The 17,649-nt window shown below is 44.7% G+C and carries 19 protein-coding genes; 13 read left to right on the forward strand and 6 right to left on the reverse strand.

The annotated features are described in order from the left end of the window. From U0033_RS32295 to U0033_RS32320, 6 genes are all read left to right on the forward strand, one after another. Window positions 1-1,014 carry an ABC transporter ATP-binding protein gene (locus U0033_RS32295; protein ID WP_072363053.1) on the forward strand — a complete coding sequence of 338 codons (1,014 nt, stop codon included), beginning with the start codon at window positions 1-3 and terminating at the stop codon, window positions 1,012-1,014. Beyond that, window positions 956-1,957: an ABC transporter permease gene (locus U0033_RS32300; RefSeq protein WP_072363052.1), complete on the forward strand. Its 1,002-nt coding sequence runs from the start codon at window positions 956-958 to the stop codon at window positions 1,955-1,957. Before U0033_RS32295 ends, U0033_RS32300 begins: the two co-directional genes overlap by 59 nt. Before the next feature lie 106 nt (window positions 1,958-2,063). Then, window positions 2,064-3,578, forward strand: a complete 1,515-nt coding sequence (locus U0033_RS32305) for a family 43 glycosylhydrolase (protein WP_072363051.1) — start codon at window positions 2,064-2,066, stop codon at window positions 3,576-3,578. Window positions 3,579-3,633: 55 nt separating this feature from the next. Continuing rightward, window positions 3,634-4,347 carry a DUF4262 domain-containing protein gene (locus U0033_RS32310; protein ID WP_072363050.1) on the forward strand — a complete coding sequence of 238 codons (714 nt, stop codon included), beginning with the start codon at window positions 3,634-3,636 and terminating at the stop codon, window positions 4,345-4,347. Window positions 4,348-4,481: 134 nt separating this feature from the next. Then, window positions 4,482-6,926 (forward strand): WG repeat-containing protein, encoded by a 2,445-nt coding sequence (locus U0033_RS32315; RefSeq protein WP_072363049.1) that lies wholly within the window; start codon window positions 4,482-4,484, stop codon window positions 6,924-6,926. A 313-nt stretch (window positions 6,927-7,239) separates the two neighbouring features. Beyond that, window positions 7,240-8,622 carry an alginate export family protein gene (locus U0033_RS32320; protein ID WP_072363048.1) on the forward strand — a complete coding sequence of 461 codons (1,383 nt, stop codon included), beginning with the start codon at window positions 7,240-7,242 and terminating at the stop codon, window positions 8,620-8,622. A gap of 37 nt (window positions 8,623-8,659) precedes the next feature. Here U0033_RS32320 and U0033_RS32325 read toward each other — a convergent pair whose 3' ends face one another. Further along, on the reverse strand, window positions 8,660-9,556 hold the full coding sequence (locus tag U0033_RS32325) for an AraC family transcriptional regulator (protein ID WP_072363047.1): 897 nt from the start codon (window positions 9,554-9,556) through the stop codon (window positions 8,660-8,662). 168 nt (window positions 9,557-9,724) lie between these two features. Between U0033_RS32325 and U0033_RS32330 the strand changes: the two genes are divergently transcribed. The 4 genes from U0033_RS32330 (at window position 9,725) to U0033_RS32345 (ending at window position 13,730) form a co-directional block, all read left to right on the forward strand. Next, window positions 9,725-11,215: a UbiD family decarboxylase gene (locus tag U0033_RS32330; RefSeq protein WP_072363046.1), complete on the forward strand. Its 1,491-nt coding sequence runs from the start codon at window positions 9,725-9,727 to the stop codon at window positions 11,213-11,215. Window positions 11,216-11,277: 62 nt separating this feature from the next. Continuing rightward, entirely contained in the window at window positions 11,278-11,997 is a 720-nt protein-coding gene (locus U0033_RS32335) for a DUF554 domain-containing protein (RefSeq protein WP_072363045.1), read from the forward strand. A gap of 58 nt (window positions 11,998-12,055) precedes the next feature. After that, window positions 12,056-12,634, forward strand: coding sequence for a UbiX family flavin prenyltransferase (locus tag U0033_RS32340; RefSeq protein WP_072363044.1), 579 nt, complete (start codon window positions 12,056-12,058; stop codon window positions 12,632-12,634). A gap of 28 nt (window positions 12,635-12,662) precedes the next feature. Then, on the forward strand, window positions 12,663-13,730 hold the full coding sequence (locus U0033_RS32345; RefSeq protein WP_072363043.1) for an L-dopachrome tautomerase-related protein: 1,068 nt from the start codon (window positions 12,663-12,665) through the stop codon (window positions 13,728-13,730). Window positions 13,731-13,787: 57 nt separating this feature from the next. Here the strand turns inward: U0033_RS32345 and U0033_RS33535 are convergent, their stop codons facing one another. From U0033_RS33535 to U0033_RS32355, 3 genes are all read right to left on the reverse strand, one after another. Then, the gene (locus U0033_RS33535) at window positions 13,788-13,904 is read right to left on the reverse strand and encodes a hypothetical protein (RefSeq protein ID WP_455550084.1); all 117 of its coding nucleotides are present in this window, start codon (window positions 13,902-13,904) and stop codon (window positions 13,788-13,790) included. A 95-nt stretch (window positions 13,905-13,999) separates the two neighbouring features. Further along, on the reverse strand, window positions 14,000-14,578 hold the full coding sequence (locus tag U0033_RS32350; RefSeq protein ID WP_072363041.1) for a TMEM175 family protein: 579 nt from the start codon (window positions 14,576-14,578) through the stop codon (window positions 14,000-14,002). Between the two features lie 203 nt (window positions 14,579-14,781). Beyond that, window positions 14,782-15,024: a hypothetical protein gene (locus tag U0033_RS32355; RefSeq protein ID WP_072363040.1), complete on the reverse strand. Its 243-nt coding sequence runs from the start codon at window positions 15,022-15,024 to the stop codon at window positions 14,782-14,784. Window positions 15,025-15,059: 35 nt separating this feature from the next. On the opposite strand from U0033_RS32355, the gene U0033_RS32360 reads away from it, so the two are divergent. After that, on the forward strand, window positions 15,060-15,629 hold the full coding sequence (locus tag U0033_RS32360) for a Crp/Fnr family transcriptional regulator (protein WP_072363039.1): 570 nt from the start codon (window positions 15,060-15,062) through the stop codon (window positions 15,627-15,629). Window positions 15,630-15,749: 120 nt separating this feature from the next. On the opposite strand, the gene U0033_RS32365 is transcribed toward U0033_RS32360, so the two are convergent. Beyond that, a complete protein-coding gene (locus U0033_RS32365) occupies window positions 15,750-16,103 on the reverse strand; it encodes a winged helix-turn-helix transcriptional regulator (protein WP_072363038.1) in 354 nt (117 codons plus the stop codon). Between the two features lie 98 nt (window positions 16,104-16,201). Between U0033_RS32365 and U0033_RS32370 the strand changes: the two genes are divergently transcribed. Continuing rightward, window positions 16,202-16,954: a glucose 1-dehydrogenase gene (locus U0033_RS32370; protein WP_072363037.1), complete on the forward strand. Its 753-nt coding sequence runs from the start codon at window positions 16,202-16,204 to the stop codon at window positions 16,952-16,954. A 127-nt stretch (window positions 16,955-17,081) separates the two neighbouring features. Next, the gene (locus tag U0033_RS32375) at window positions 17,082-17,303 is read left to right on the forward strand and encodes a transposase (RefSeq protein ID WP_072363036.1); all 222 of its coding nucleotides are present in this window, start codon (window positions 17,082-17,084) and stop codon (window positions 17,301-17,303) included. 42 nt (window positions 17,304-17,345) lie between these two features. Here U0033_RS32375 and U0033_RS32380 read toward each other — a convergent pair whose 3' ends face one another. Continuing rightward, on the reverse strand, window positions 17,346-17,636 hold the full coding sequence (locus U0033_RS32380) for a hypothetical protein (protein WP_072363035.1): 291 nt from the start codon (window positions 17,634-17,636) through the stop codon (window positions 17,346-17,348). Between the last annotated feature and the right edge of the window lie 13 nt (window positions 17,637-17,649).

A 17,649-nucleotide genomic window follows, 5' to 3' on the forward strand; every position in this document is an offset into this window, starting at 1 on the left:
ATGGAACAAGCAATCATAGAGATACATGGGTTATCCAAAACCTATGGGTCTTTGAAAGCCGTTGATAACCTGAACCTGCGTATTCAGCAGGGAGAGATCTTCGGTCTACTTGGACCTAATGGCGCCGGAAAATCTACGACCATACTAATGCTGCTGGGGCTCACAGAACCCACTGCCGGCACCGCCCGGATCTGCGGATTGGATGCTTCGCGCAATCCCATCCCTGTAAAAAGGAAGGTGGGATATATGCCCGACAACGTTGGTTTTTACAACGAGCTGTCGGCACTGGAAAACCTGAAATACATCGGCCGGCTGAATGGCATTCCGGAACATGAAGTGGAAACTGCGGCAAAGGATATGCTCATTTCTGTAGGGCTGGAAGCAGCCATGCACAAGAAAGCCGGCACTTATTCCCGTGGTATGAAACAAAGACTGGGCCTGGCAGATGTACTACTCAAACGCCCCGAAGTGATCATTCTCGATGAACCTACTTTGGGCATTGATCCTGCAGGGGTACGCGATTTCCTGGAACTGATCCGGCAACTCAACCAGGAGCAGGGTATTACCATTCTCTTATCTTCTCATCACCTGCACCAGGTACAGCAGGTATGTAGCCGTGTAGGCATATTCGTGGGCGGGCAACTGCTCGCCGAAGGAAGTGTGGAAACACTGGCTGCTGACCTCTTCAAAGCAGATCCGCATGTAGTGCAGGTAACGCTGCAAAAAGCTGCTACAGTTTCTGAAAACGAACTGCTGCAATTACCCGGTGTGACGAAAGTCAATGTCGCAGATACAGCTATAGAGATCTCCGGTCATGCAGACATTACGCCCGACATTGTACGCTACTTTGTTCACAAAGGCTGCGATGTAACCGGGGTGCAAAAGCGGACCTATGGTCTGGATGAGATCTATCAACGTTATTTTGAAAATAATATAAAGGAAAACGAGGTTCATAATGAAAAGTCTACTGGCTTATTCCAAAGATCATTCTTTGGCAGGTTCAAAAAGCGTTAGTCCTTTTTGGGTCATGGTAAAGAAGGAGGTGGCAGACCAGATCCATAGCTGGCGCTTCATTATATTGGCCCTCCTGATCCTGCTGACCTGGTTAGGATCGATGTATGTATCGATGTCAAATATCAGGACAGCCATGGAAAATGTACAGGATCACAATACCCTGTATTTTTACCTGAAATTATTAACCATCACAGATCGGTCACTACCTCCGTTTCATGTGTTCATCGGTTTCCTGGGGCCGTTGTTAGGCATCGCTTTAGGCTTTGATGCTATTAACTCTGAGCAGAGCAATGGTACCCTGATCCGGCTGATGGCACAACCGGTGTACAGAGATTCATTGTTGAATGCAAAGTTTACAGGCTCATTGATTGTGATCAGTATCCTGTTCTTTTCTCTGAATATGCTGATGGTAGGAGGTGGAATGCTGCTGACAGGGGTACATATAGAATTCGCTGAGTTTGCAAGGATCCTGTGCTTTGTGGGCCTGAGCATTATTTATGTAGCGTTCTGGCTGAACCTTGCTATTTTACTGTCGGTGAAATTCAGGCAATCAGCTACTTCGGCCTTAACTGCTATTGCCATCTGGTTATTCCTGACCGTGTTTTATCCTATCCTGGTGCAGATTGTCCTAAAAGGGATCTTACCAGATCCGGGCGATTTGAATCCTGATCAATTGGTCATCTATAACCAGATCAGGCATAATTTCCTGGTGGTAATGCCCAGCCAGATGTATACTGATGGTACAACAACATTGCTGATGCCGGTAGTGAGAAGTATGGGGCCCCTGACAATGGAACAGATGGCGATGGCGGTACCAGCACCTTTGCCATTGAGAGAGAGCCTGCTAATTACCTGGCCACAGGTGAGCGGACTCATAGCAGCTACAGTAGCTTGCTTTGCAATATCCTACTGGCTGTTTATGCGCAGGGAAATCCGAACTTAATGATTGGTATTATACAATAAAATAAATGCTTCTGTCCATAGGATGGAAGCATTTATTTTATTGTATATTCACTACTATTCATTTATACCTCTCAAAATTAACCGGCATGAAAAAAAACTTTCTGCTACTTGGCTTGCCCGTGCTCGCACTCCTGCACGGCTGCACAAAGCCGGAATCTGAGCAAAAACTATCAGGTTCATCCACGTTACAAGCTGTCACCGCCGCCAGCACCTCGGTTATCTTCACCAATCCCTTGCCATCGCTCGACAACGGTAGTTACTACGATCCATGGGTGATCAACATCGGCGGGTATTTTTATTATTGTGGCTCCGACGGCGGGCGTTTATGGATCACGAAGTCGGCTACACTGGAAAATCTTTTACAGCAGACAAAGACCTACATTTTCACGCCACCATCAGGCACGATGTACAGCGGCAACCTCTGGGCGCCCGAGCTGCATTACCTGAATGGCCGGTGGTATGTATACTTTGCTGCAGATGACGGTACTAACGCGAACCACCGTATGCACGTACTGGAAGGTGGTACAGATGCAGGCAATCCCCTGAACGGTTCTTACAGCTACAAGACCAGGCTGAGTGCAACTACGGACCGCTGGGCAATAGACGGCCATCCATTTGCTTACAACAGCCAGCTCTATTTTGTATGGTCAGGATGGGAAGGCACATCGAATGTATCCCAGTATCTCTACATCGCGAAGATGAGTAACCCATATACCATCGACGGGGAAAGGGTGGAGATCTCCAGACCTGATTACGACTGGGAAAAGGTGGGTACCCCTACCGTGAACGAAGGGCCAACTTCCCTGATCAGCGGCAACACCGTGAATATTGTTTATTCAGCAAGTGGAAGCTGGACGAATGATTATTGCCTGGGAAGGATCACCTGTACAAACGGCGACCTGCTGTCCAAAGCCTCCTGGACAAAGAATTCAACAGCTGTCTTTTCCAAATTCGGCAATGTATATGGTCCAGGGCATGCTTCTTTTGTAAAGTCACCAGATAACCTGCAGAACTGGATCGTGTACCATGCTGCCAACAGTGATGGTAGTGGATGGGATAGGAGAGTGATGGCTCAGCAGTTTAGCTGGATAGGAGATGTACCTTTCTTTGGCTACCCGATTGAAAAAGGTATTCCTGTACCTGCACCTTCTATTGGCTCCAGCTATGCCATGCCAATTGCAAATGGCACCTACAGGATTAAGTCTAAGGTGACCTCACAATGTGTGGATGTACCGAATGCCGCATCTACAGCAGGTTTACAGATCCAGGAGTATACTGACAATGGTACGAATGCGCAAAAGTGGGTGTTCACCTCACTGGGTAATGGATATTATACCATTACAAGCGTGGCATCTGGTCTGAACCTGGATGATGCAGGCGGTTCTACAGCGGCCGGCAATATCCTGATCCAGTGGACGGATAATGGCAATGTGGCGCAGCACTGGAGAGTGCAGGACATGGGAGGCGGATATTATAAGCTGATCAATCAGCGGAGTTTGCTGGCCCTGAATGTGCCATACAGTAACCAGACACCGGGTACGAAACTGGAGCAGTGGTATGAGAATCAGTATGATGCAGAGTTGTGGCAGATCATTCCGTAAAGTAAATTATGAGGGAAAGCCTGCCGTTTTTGGCAGGTTTTCCTATCTTCGGCCGATGGAAACTAAAGAAAGAGAACGTATAAAGCAAAATATTGAGAAGCACGGTTGCCATTTGATCATGGTCATGGAGGATGATTACCTGCCTGCGTTCGTACATACGATTGGACTGTTTGAGAAGTATGGACATCCTGAACTGATCTGTTTTGGATTGAAGAAAGAGGTGGCAAGTGAAATATTGAATGATGCTGCTGAAATGATTGCTGAGGGTCAGTCTTTTACTCCTGACCAATCGTATGATGACTTTCTGAAAGAGCATCCTATGCGGTTTTTGCCAGCAGACAAAAGCTACTATGAATTTTATTTCGGCTATGCCAGCAGGTACTATGGTCATGATGATTATCCTGTATTACAAATGGTATGGCCTGACAAAGCAAGTTTATTCCCCTGGCAGGCAGGTTTTGTGCCCGATTTGAAGTTCAAGCAACCTTTGCTGGACCGCAATACCGATTTCATGTTTTACGAAGAAAGGAATGTAATGGCCTATACCACCAAACAGGTGCTGGAAGGAGCCCCTATATTATATGTAAATCATGATGATGAAGATGGCGCCTGGCAGTTTCACCACAGTAACAACCCGGATTTAAAAGACGCAAAAGCGGTCGCATTAGAATCAATAACAAAGCTCGATCCCTCTGTCAATAAATTACATTTCCTCCCTTATGGCGGTAAAGCATGGCGGAAAACGCCTCAGGATAGATGGGAGTTTTAATGTCTTTTTGTTTGAATAATAATTACTTATAAGGTCCGTAGTCGTTTTGTAGTCGCTCTTGTAGTCCTCCGGTGACGAGGGTTTTTTGGAAAGATATGTTTGCACACTGACATTTGTGCCTACAAATTCTTTATATGAAATACCGATTACTAGCTGGCTGTTTGCTCCTTCTCTCCGGAAGCATTTCCGCACAGCAGAAGTTTGAACAAGGCTCCCGTTATGTGCAGGGATTTGCAAGAGTCGTAAACCACGGACAATCATTTTATATCGATAGCACAGGTAAGATCGCTTTTGATACCATTTATAATAACAGAAGCCTTGACGACAGTTGGGAAGAAAGCGAAGCCGGCTACCTGCCGCAAGACATCCTGCAGGTAGGCCTGAATGGCAAGCAGGGCGTCATGACAGTACAGGGAAAATGGGTACTCCGCCCGGAATATGATACCATTGATACCCAATCCCCCCAACAGTGGGTTGTAAAAAAAGATAATAAAGTAAGCTTATATACCTCCAAAGGCTTTATTCTCCCATTCCGCTTTGAAGACAGTAATCAGCTGGACTCCCTCACCTTTGCTGTAAAAGACAAGGGGAAATGGGGCGTGTATAATAAGGAAAAGGATGAGCTGATCATACCCAATACGTATGAAGACATTGATTATTGTTATGGATGTAATGCCAAGGGCGATTATATCCTGGCACAGAAAAATGGTAAATGGGGTGTGGTCAGTTTTAAGAACGAAGTATTAATTCCCTTTGAATATGACCATGAGCATATGAATATGCGGAGCGATGAGTGGGTGGAATCCTTTTACAAGGACGACCAGAAGCTAAGCATTAACCTCAAAACAAAGAAAGTAGAGGTAGATACCTGTCAATGCCTGCCAGGTGACGAGCAGTCAGGTCTGGATACAGAAATGGGGTCTTTCACTGGTCAGCGTGAAAATGGTAAATGGGGCCTCGTCAATAAAGACGGCAAGTTAATCCTGGATCATGTTTATGACGATATTACCTATCACGCCAACAGCGCGCTGATAGGCATTGTCCGGAATGAGAAATATGGAATGGCAGATACCACAGGTAAGATCGTTATTCCCATGGTTTTTGATTACTGGGTTGAACCTCTTTGTGGAGGCGCCCTGTTTACATCAGAAAAAAACGGGAAGGAGTTGATCTATGACAAAACCGGTAAGCAGATCCTGGTACAATATAGCCACTTCCAGGAGATGGCGATGGAAGACGGTACAAAGATGCTCGCCATAATTCAGGGCAAGTTATACGGCTTCTATAACCCCGCCACAGGCAAAATTGTAATTCCCCAATATACCTCTCTCAGCTATTATGGTGATCCCAACTACCTGAATATCGGTGTAGGTGACAAGTATGGATATATTGATAAAGAAGGTAATACCGTTGTACCGCCAATCTATGATTATGTAGACCTGCATGCCATTCCAAAGAATGATCAGCTGGCGAAAATAAACCTGAAAGGCAAAACAGGTTTGTTCGATGTAAAACAGCAGAAAGTATTACTCCCCGTTATCTACGATTACATTTCTACCTACGACGACAGCACCGTGCTGTTGGTAACAAAGAACGGTTTAAGCGGTATCTGTGATTTTTCAGGTAAGATGCTGGCTCCTGTAAAATACAGAGATGTTGTGCCTTTTGATAGCATGTATTCTTTATTGAAAGCTAAGGATTCCAGCAATGCAGAGATACTGAATAAACGTACGCACGAAATATATAAACTGCCTTTTGATACTGCCTTTGTAGCCGCTGAAGGCCGCCTGATAATGGTTTGGCAGCATGGCAAATGTTTCCTGTACGACATAGATAAAAAGCAGAAAGTAGAAGGTGCGTATTCAAAAGACGGGTTCCCGGAATATATGGGTTACTTTTCCAATCATCGTGCAATAGTGGTCAGGAACCAGAAATTCGGTTACATAGATGAAAAGGGAAATTATGTTGTACAACCTAAGTATGATTATATCTCTAATTTCCACAAAGGGGTGGCTGCGGTATATGAATGCATTGATACGGCTGCCCGCATTTATCGTTATGGTTATATCGATTCCACCGGGAAAGAAATTGTGCCGGTTATTTATGATGTACCACAGGATATCATAACAAAATTTACAGAAGAAGCTTTCTTTGGAGAGGATGATTCAGAAGTGCTGGTACTCATGAAAAATGACGGCAAGAAAGGGCTGGCAGGGCTGAATGGGAGGATCATAGTGCCGCTGAACTTCGATCATATTTCTCCTGAAAAACATGGAAGAGGTTACCTGGTAACGGTGGGAGACAAATTCGGTATCCTGGATATGAATGGTCGTGAAATAGTGAAGCCGATCTATGAAAGAATGATGCTGGATGAATTAGAAGGATATGATGGCAAGGTATCCTTTGACTTCCCGGTGATGATGAAAGCCCAGGATGACAACTGGACTTATATAGATGAACGTGGAGAACCTATAGGTGTAAATGTCGTGGATTATGTAGACTTCAGTACACTGGATTGGGGAGAGCCGCCTGTTGTAGATCCTCCTGCAGCGCCGGCTCCACCCGCTGATGAAAAATAGATAAGATATTAAACGGGGACATAAGCAGGGAAGTGGCTTTAATCAGCTATTATCCCTGCTTTTTCGTTTACTTTTGAAGATACTCCTTTCCTGCTACTTACTCATCAGCATGGCAAGCCATGCACAATATATACGTCAGCAAAACTGATGAATCTCATGCCTTTCCCGGGTTCAAATCATTTGATTTTAATGACCATCACTAAATTGTTTTTCTTAATTATTTTGGACCGATTATCCTATTAATACGCCGTTTATTACAAGCCATACTCCCTTATGAGTTTCATCTTTGCATTGTTAAAAAACACAATTGAAGATGAAACGAGCCTTCTTGTGTATCCTCGCATTATTACCACTATTCTCCTATGCGCAGGATACCATTAAAAAACGGCCTACACCGAAATTCTTACCACTGAATTATGAAGAAGATTACCATTATCTTTCAGATAAACAGCTAAGAACTGGCTTATGGGCAAAACTGAAATACATTCCAATCTGGAAAGGCGGATACATTACTATCGGTGGCGAAATCCGGCCCAGAGGCGAATTCAGGGAACATTTCAAATATGGTAAAGGCAATGAAGACCAGGGCTTCGACTGGCAACAACGTTCCCGCTTATGGGCTGATATCCATATCTTACCAAACCTGCGTGTATTTGGTGAAGTACAATCAGGTACTACTTACGAACTGGATTATGCACCTTCTTTGACAGATTATAATCCCGGCGAACTCCACCAGGCATTTGCTGAATACACACTGAACTTAGGTAAGAGCAGCAAAATGTATTTCAGGGCTGGCCGACAGGAAATTCTCTTTAATAAAGCAAGACTCTTTGATGTAAGACAACCGCCAAACAACCGTCGTTCCTACGATGCAGGCCGTATCAATGTAAAAGCAGGTGCCTGGAATTTTGGTGTGATCGGTGGTGAGGAAGTACAGGATAAAGCTGGTTACTTCAATGACCCTTCCAATAAAAACCTGAAATTCGGGTCCGCATACGTATCCCGTAAATTAGGTAAAGCATTACCCAATTCTACCGTTGAATTGCTGTATATCTATGTTGACAAAAAGAGTGCGTCCAACAATTTATTCAATGGCACAAAGAATACGCTTTCCGCACGTATCGGTGGTGTAGAAGGTGGCTGGAACTACGATGTAGAGCTGGTGGGCCAGAGCGGCAAAAATGTAGCCGGTCAGAATATACATGCATGGTATGTTGCAACTGAAAGCTGGTATACATTTAAACCAAAATGGAAACCATTCGTAGGTACCCGTATTGATATCGCTTCAGGTGATAAAGACTCAACAGACAACAAGAGTAATAGCTATGACTATCTCTGGTCAAAAGCTATGAGCTGGGTGCCTGATTTTGGATATACCAACATTGCAGCTGTAGGCCCGATCTTTGGTTGTAAGCCAACAACAAAATTGAGTATTGACTTCACCGTACAGGAACTGTGGCGCACATCTAAGGAAGATGGTATCTATGGTATGTCAGGTGCATTACTCAGAAGTGCAAGTGCCGGCACCTCCAGTGTGATTGGTACACGTTGTGTAGCGAAAGCAGAATATCAGCTGAATCCGTTCCTGATGTGTGGTTGTTATGTGAACGAAACTTTCAAAGGAAAATACTTAGAGCAGGCGGGTAATGCCCAAAACATGGTCTATGCCCATCTCTACAGCGTTTTCAGATTCTAATTTAACCTTTCAATGATCCGGAGCGCCTTGCTTCGGATCATTCTTGTATTTTAGCCAGGGGAATTTGTTTGCGATACTCATTAGGAGTTAGCCCGGTATGTTTCTTAAAGAGCCTGGTAAAATAAGAAGGATCATCAAAACCCAGCTCATAAGCAATCTCAGAAATATTGGAATTGAAGTGATACAAATGTGCTTTTGCTTTTAGAATCAGTTCTACCTGCACGACCTGTAATGCTGACATTTGTTTAAGTGAGCGGCAGATCCGGTTCAGGTGTTTTGCTGTGATGTGCAGGTGATCTGCATAGACCTGTAAACTGGTGAACGGACTCTTGGAGATTTTAATGAGGTGCTGGAATTTTTTGAAATAATACAGGTTGTTATTGTGGCCGGATTTTACCGCAGGCTGCTCATTGGAATAGCGGTAGAATTGTAATACCAGTAAGTAAAGCATATGCTCCAGCATAATTTCTTTTCCTACTTTCGCCTCATTGAATTCAGCATGAATGGCATTGAATGAATCCCGGAATGAATGCAGGATATCTCCTTTCAGTACAAAGACCGTGTCCAGTGCATGCAGGATATTAGGGTACCGCTCATGCAATGTCTCTGTATAGAAATCAGAGAAAGTGAGAATCCTGCCATCTATATGTGCACCGAAATGAAAACCATGAATGCTGAGTGGAGGAATGAAACACATAAAAGGTGCTTCTAAACAGATCTGTTCATCAGCAGTATAAAAAGTAGCATACCCACTTTCAACAAAAAAGATCTGGTACAATGAACTGTGAAAATGTGCGTCTACTTCCCAGTTGAATTCTTTACTTCTGCTTTCTATTGTCTCGCAATAGATATAATTTTCTTTGTGCGTGTTCTTTTCTCTATATAGCCCGGAGTAATTGATGAACTCATGGTGCTGAATGCTGTTCGCGTGCATAGCATACGTTTAAAATTCAAAATTAAGCGGCCATATTGCCTTCCGTTCTGACCGCAGACAGTCAATGGACTGATTTTAATCCGGTTCGAATTGTCCTATTTAATAAGTCAATAATGCTGGCCCGGGGAATTGTGATGCCTGACCTTTGTTCCATAAAACAATAAAACAATGAGTCAGCAAAACAAACCAATAGCAATCGACGACCTGCGGAGTGCGTTGGAATTATTGAAGACAATTCCACAACAATATCATGAAACAAATGTTGAGATTGATCCAAATGCCGATCTGGCCGGAGTATACAAACAAATAGGTGCGGGTGGTACTGTGCAGCGTCCTACACGCCTGGGGCCTGCTATGATGTTCAATAATATAAAAGGTTACCCGGGTGCAAAAGTACTGGTAGGCCTGCTGGCAGACAGAGAAAGAGTGGCAGCAATGCTGGGTGCACCAAGCGTGGAACTGGGTAAATATATGGGTCAGGCAGTAAAGAACTGCATTGCGCCAATTGTAGTGGCCAATGCTGGTGCTCCATGCCAGGAAGTAGTGTACAAAGCCAGCGACAAGGATTTTGACCTGAGAAAGATCCTGCCTGCACCAACGAATACACCTGAAGATGCGGGTCCATATTTTTGTGAAGGACTGGTATTAGGCTCTGATCCTGAAACTGGCCACAGCGATGTAACTATTCACCGCCTCTGCGTACAGGGCAAAGATTCCATCTCTATTTATTTTGCTCCTGGCAGGCACATTGATGCCTTCCGTGAGAAAGCAGAAAAAGCTGGAAAACCTCTTCCTGTAACCATCAACATGAGCCTTGATCCTGCTATCATGATCGGCTCCTGCTTTGAAGCGCCTACCACCCCATTTGGTTTTGATGAACTGTCAATAGCCGGTGGTCTGCGTAAGAAACCAGTAGAACTCGTAAAAGCCCTTACCGTCAACCAACATTCTATCGCTAAGGCCGAAATCGTGATCGAAGGTGAGATCCTGCCAAACGTAAGAGTGGTAGAAGATCAGAACACTAACACAGGCCATGCTATGCCTGAATTCCCAGGCTACAATGGCCCTGCTAACCAATCGCTGCCACTGATCAGGGTAACCGCAATTACTACCCGCAAGAACCCTATTATGCAAACGCTGATTGGCCCTGGTGAAGAGCATACCAACCTGGCAGGTATTCCTACAGAAGCAAGCATTTACAATGCTGTAGAAGCCGCCCTGCCTGGCCTGCTGAAGAACGTGTATGCACATACTGCCGGTGGTGGAAAATTCATGAGCATTCTGCAGATCCAGAAAACCAAACCTACAGATCAGGGTCGTGAAAGACAGGCTGCACTGGTTGCCTTTGCCGCTTATTATGAACTGAAACAGGTGATCCTGGTGGATGAAGATGTAGACATCTTTGACAGCAATGATGTATTCTGGGCAATGACTACCCGTTACCAGGGCGATATCAGCACTATCTTCATTCCTGGTGTTCGGTGCCATCCCCTGGATCCTTCACAGGACCCTTCATTCGATCCTAAGATTTTAGGAAAAGGTATTTCTACCAAAACTATCTTTGATTGTACTGTACCATGGAATCTGAAAGCAAAATTCAAACGTGCGCAGTTTAAAGAAGTTGATGCAACGCCTTATTTACCTGAGTGGTTTAAATAAACGGATGAAAAAACCGGGCTGGCTGAAGGTTCTCCTTTGGCCAGCTCACTAAAAAAAATCATATGCTAACCGGACCAATTATAAATTCCGTCGCTACACTTACAGGCTCCATTATCGGGGCTACTATGGGAAACAAGATTCCGGAACGTCTCCGTCTTGCACTCCCGCTTACATTTGGTGCTGCTTCCATGGCACTGGGTATTAACTCAGTGGTTAAAGTAAGTATGTTGCCACCAGTTATCCTGGCACTGCTGGTAGGTAGTGCAATTGGTGAACTGCTGAAAATAGAAAAAGGGATTGAGTGGGCGGCGATCCGTATTAACGGCCCGATTCAGAAAATTTTCCCAAACGGAAAAGCTGATGAAGATCCGCAGGCTTTCCTGCAGCACTTCGTAGCAGTACTGGTACTCTTCAGTGCGAGTGGTACAGGCATCTTTGGGGCATTGAATGAAGGTATTACACACGATCCCACCATCCTGATATCCAAGGCGATGCTGGACTTCTTTACATCCGCTATCTTCGCTACTTCCCTGGGCTTTATCGTAGCTACTACAGTCATTCCGCAATTCATTATTCTCTGCGGACTATACCTGCTGGCAGGTGTGATCCTGCCTATGACCACACCACAACTGATTGCTGACTTCTCTGCCTGCGGTGGCATTATCATGTTCGTAACAGGTTTCAGGATCACAGGTATTAAGAAATTCCCTATCGCTAATATGTTGCCTGCCCTATTGCTGGTAATGATATTCTCACATTATTGGAGGTTACTCTTCCATTAGTTTTATTTATTCCCGCCCCCGGTCAACAAAAAGGGGCGGGAATATAAAAGCATGATTCATGAAAAAGAGAATTATAATAGGTATCAGTGGGGCTACCGGTCTGCAATACGGTATCCGTGCACTGGAACTGCTGAAAGAACAGGATGTGGAAACACACCTGGTGGTGAGCAAGGCGTCGGAACTGGTAAGGACCTACGAAACTGATATAAAGCATGAAGAGCTGATGTCTATGGCAGATGTCATTTATCCTACTGCAGATGTAGGTGCTGCTATTGCCAGCGGATCGTTTAAAACCCTGGGTATGCTCATTGCTCCATGCTCCGTAAAAACGATGTCTGAAATTGCCAGCGGTATTACCAGTTCTCTCTTATCCAGGGCGGCAGATGTAGTGCTGAAAGAAAGAAGAAGACTGGTATTATTATTCAGGGAAACACCTTTACACCTGGGCCACCTGCGGAGTATGACACAGGTAACAGAAATGGGAGGGATCATTATGCCCCCGGTGCCGGCTTTTTATCTGCGGCCACAAACGGTCGATGAAATTGTAACCCATACAGTGGCCAGAGCGCTGGATCTTTTTGGATTTGATATTGATGTGCCAAGATGGAATCACGATCATAAAGCACAACTTCCTTAAATTTGCTGCATCAATAAATGCAGAACATATGTCGAAATTGAATTTTCTCGTGCTGGGAATTTTCTTAGCCGCGTGCAATAGTGGACAAACCAATAAAAATACCACTGATACCATTGCAACATCTACTGCCGTACCACAGCTGGAAGAAGTATTCGGAGATACCGCTTACCAGCTTACAGGAGTGGCGGTAGCCAAAGATGGCCGCTTATTTACCAACTATCCTTACTGGGCAGATAAACACGGTTATTCCGTGGTGGAAGTAGTGAAAGGCAAACCGGTTCCCTACCCAGACACTGCCTGGAATAGCTTTCAGAAAGGTGATGATGGACAAAATAAGTTTGTATGTGTGCAGTCCGTCGTAGCAGATGACCAGGGTTTTTTGTGGGTAGTAGATGCTGCCGGCATTAGTTTAGGCCCTGTATACCAGGCAGCCAATAAGGTGCTTAAAATAAACCTCGCTACGAACCAGGTAGACAGGATCTATCATTTTCCCGAAACTGTGGCCGGTAAAGATAGCTACCTGAACGACATCAGGATTGACAATGTGAATGGTTTTGCCTATATGACCTCATCTACCAACGGTGGCATTGTGGTGCTGAACATTAAGACAGGAGAATCCCGGCTGGTATTGCATGATCATTATTCCGTGAAATCAGATCCGCAGTATCATTTTGAGCTGAACGGCAGAACGATGAAGGTGAATGCCGATGGTATTGCCCTCACAGCAGATCAGCAATGGTTGTACTACAAGCCGCTCACCGATAATAAACTATACCGTATAAATGCGGCGCTACTGCGGAACTTTAAGACATCTATGCGCACCCTGCAGGATAGTGTAAAAGACCTGGGCAGGTTTGTGACTACTGATGGAATGATCTGTGACAAAGCAGGTAACCTGTATATGGGTGACCTGGAGAAGAATGCGATCGTGAAGATCACGCCTGATCTGCAGATGCATTATATCGCACAGGACAAAACGAAATTGTTGTGGCCGGATAGTTATAGTATTTCTGCGGATGGCTATTTATATATATCCTGTTCCCAGATCACTTATCCACCGGTATTACCATATAAGATATTCAGGTTGAAATTATAGCAAAGTATTTTCCCACTCTCAGCTTGATGGAGCTTGTATCAATAGTAAAATTACCTGCTAATGACTATTGGTGCCGGCTCCTCTTTTATTGAAGGAAAACAAATTATGGGCATAATCGTCATACAGATCGAAAACTTCCTGCTTAATATCTTCTTTTTTGATGTTATTGCTCATATGGATGAAGGTTTATCTTTTAAATGTGTATATGCTATAGATGTGTTATATCCGTTCTATAACACGACAAGTGCGCTTCTCTAAGCTAAAGTAGTTTAGTGGTTTTTCAAATTTCGTTCTATTCTCCTGTCAGGAATGAACCAGATGAGGGCTACCAGCACATACATCAATACACTTACAGCAGGGTAGTAGAAGGATAAGGCAATGCCGGATACATATCCTACCACGGACAGGTATTGTTTATAATCGCTTTTATACACCTGCCGTAGCCGGGAATCAGTTCCTTCATGTTTCATGATAATAAGCGTCAGTATTTTCCAGGCCAGTCCACACATCGCGAGGATAAAACCATAGAATGCTACCGGGAGTGAAGCAAAGTGGTTTTCATCTATCCAGCCAGTTGCAAAGGGGAGGAGGGAGATCCAGAATAACAGGTGGAGATTACCCCAAAGAATTGCACCGTTTACCCCTTTTACTACCTGGAAAAGGTGGTGGTGATTGTTCCAGTAAATGCCTACGTAAATAAAACTAAAGAGATAGGAGAATGCAACAGGGATCAGTGGTTTGATGGCGGCAAGATCAGTGCCGTGAGGAATTTTGATTTCCAGTACCATGATGGTGATAATGATGGCCAAAACCCCATCACTGAAAGCTTCGAGTCTGTTTTTGTTCATTGTGCGCAGGAATATATTCCCCTAATTTACATCATAATGCGCTTACAATAGAATTATGAAATGGATGCTGCGCTATGATAGATGCACCCAGGTTAAACCATGCCACACACTCATTCAATACGAATGCATCCGCACACCTTTCTATATGCTGCCCGAATCAGTGCATTAGAAGCAAATGAATAAAAAGAAAGCAGCAATAATTATCAGAAGTGATTGATGCAGATCAATGACAGATCCGCTTTAATGGTGACTGGCAGGATGGTTTGACCTTTAAAGGAGATCCTGCAGTTGTTATCGAAAGTAACGCCCGCGCAGCAGATGCACAGGAATGATTTCAATAAGCGTTTTACAGAGAATATACCGATAGCGATGCCTGAATTAATGTACCTGGCCTGATAGATAAGCCGCAGTACGGGATAAAAGAGCTGGAATTTGTCAATTGGCAATACAGGTTATTGTTCCTTGCCCTAATTTTGCAGGAATGGAAGCACTCATTACCTACCTGCTGCAATTCGGGTACCTGACAGAACAACAGATCGCCCTTATCAAAAGCAAGGCGCATTGGAAGAAGCTCCCCAAAGGAGCCAGCTTCTCCGAAGCCGGAAAGGTATCTGAAGAAATAGGATATCTTACCGAAGGCGTCTGTCGTATCTGTTATTACAACAAGGCAGGGGAGGGCTTCACCCGTTATTTCGTATATGAAGACCGCTTCGCGGCAGACTTCAGCAGCTTCCGAGATGCGCTTCCTGCCTCTGAATATATCGAGGCGGTGACAGATTGTACGCTGCTGGTGTTTTCAAAAGAAGATTTCAGCTACCTTGACAAGGCCGTTCCCGGCTGGAAAGATATCTTTGCCCGTATCACTGCATCTGTGCTGGAAAGTAAGATGAAAGCCGCCGGTAATATGCTGGTGCAGGATGCGCAGTCACGTTACTTACACTTTATAGAATACTACCCGGGATTGGCTAACAGGGTGCCACAAACCATGCTGGCCTCCTACCTTGGCATCACACCCTCCTCATTAAGCCGTATCCGAAAATCTCTCCTTTAGTCATAATTGCCAGTAGTAGTTTCAGATGGATGAACGCAGTTAGGAATCCTGCATTTTCCGATAGGGGATTAGCCCTGCTTTTTATAACAACAGGATACACTGCTCATAATACCCCAAGCCCTACACCTTGCCCATGATCTGTTTCCGATGGGTATTGCCCCAGTGAGATAATTCCTTAATGACAGGACCCACAGTGAGCCCATAATCCGTGATGGCATAATTGACAGACACTGGTTTACTGGCTATTACATCCCGGCGGATCAGCCCATTCAGCTCCAGTAGCTGGAGCTCTTTAGACAGCATTTTTGTGCCTATTCCTTCAATGATCAATTGAAGATCAGTAAATCGCTTAGGTCCAAAAGTTAGGGCTGCCATGATCCTTATTTTCCACTTCCCGTTGAACATTTCAAGTGCATCCTGGATGCCTTTCATATGTTGCATACAATCTGAATACACAGGTGTGCATGATTCCATTTGTATTGATTATTAGTTAGTTAATACTTCCCTTTGGGAAAGTGCTGTATTTTGTAAAGATACAGCATCTACTTTTGTCTGCACAAAAAGCAGTACAAATGGAACAAACACTAAAAGGAAAAGTAGCCCTGGTAACAGGTGCTTCTAAAGGAATTGGGGCCGCCATCGCGAAGGAATTAGCAGCAGCCGGGGCGGCAGTAGTCGTTAATTATGCTACCAGTACAACAGACGCCGAAAGGGTCGTACATGCTATCACCACCCAGGGAGGAAAGGCCATTGCCCTGCAGGCGAATGTAAGTGATGCTGAAGCCGTGAAAAGGATGTTTACAGCGGCGAAAGATGCTTTTGGACAGATCGATATCCTGGTCAACAATGCGGGGATCTACAAGTTTGCGCCCATTGAAGCTGTGACTACAGACTTTTACAGGGAACAATTTGATATCAATGTATTAGGCCCGGTGCTCACCATCCAGGAGGCCCTGAAATACTTCCCTGCCACCGGTGGTAATATTGTCAATATCAGTTCTTCGGCCAGTGAGAATCCAATGCCGTCCACCAGCATTTACGCCGCTTCAAAAGCTGCATTGGATGCATTGTCTGTAGCGCTGGCAAGAGAACTGGGTGCCCGTAATATCAGGGTAAATACTATCGCTGCCGGGCCTACGATTACAGAAGGTGTTAAATCGCAGGGAATGTTAGGCACTGAGGCCGAACAATTTATGATTCGTGCTACTCCCTTGGGTAGACTGGGGCAGCCGGAAGATATCGCTGCTATTGTCAGCTTTCTGGTGTCTGATGCCGCTAAATGGATTACAGCCGATAGGATAAAAGCATCCGGTGGTTTACAATAGCAATAATAATGCAATCCTGTTTCGCAGCGACTCGCGTGTAGGAACAACAGGCGCTTAACCTGGTTAAGCCATTTCGTTATGTCTGCATAAATGGTATCATTTCCCCTGCTGACAGTAGCCGGTATACATGCATCAAAGAAAGCGCCGCATTTTATGCTCATTTCCTCAAACAAAAAGGAAAAGCATATCAGGCCATTCCTGTAATGTTCCACAAACCGGTAGGTGGCAGGTTGAACGATCATTCGCGTGGCTGAATTTTTTCAGAAGGTTAGATAAGGATCATGAAAGGCTACCTGAATCATCTGTTGCATTCATTCAGGTAGCTTTCATTAATATACTTCTAAAATAAGTCGTTCGGAATTTTAAACATGTTCTTAGCTGAATTGCCTGTTTATAAATTATTCAGTAATTCCCTCGCCTGGTTCAGTTCGAAATCAAGTTCCTCTGCCTCATCATCTGTAAGTATCGCTTCAATCGCCCGCTCCAGGTGTCTGCCCGCGGCATCCCCATCGCCTATATTGAAGAAATATTCTCCCAGTACCACACTGGCTCTTACCACATGTACCTGGTCATTATTCTGAATACTGGTCAGCAATACCTTCTCCAGCAGTAAAAGGGCCTCTTCTTCCCGCCCCGCATCCAGCAAACGAATGGCTTGGTTGTATTCTAAATTCAGTTCCATTTTGCAATGGTAA

The sequence above is a fragment of the Chitinophaga sancti genome, from assembly GCF_034424315.1.
Taxonomy (GTDB): Bacteria; Bacteroidota; Bacteroidia; order Chitinophagales; family Chitinophagaceae; genus Chitinophaga; species Chitinophaga sancti.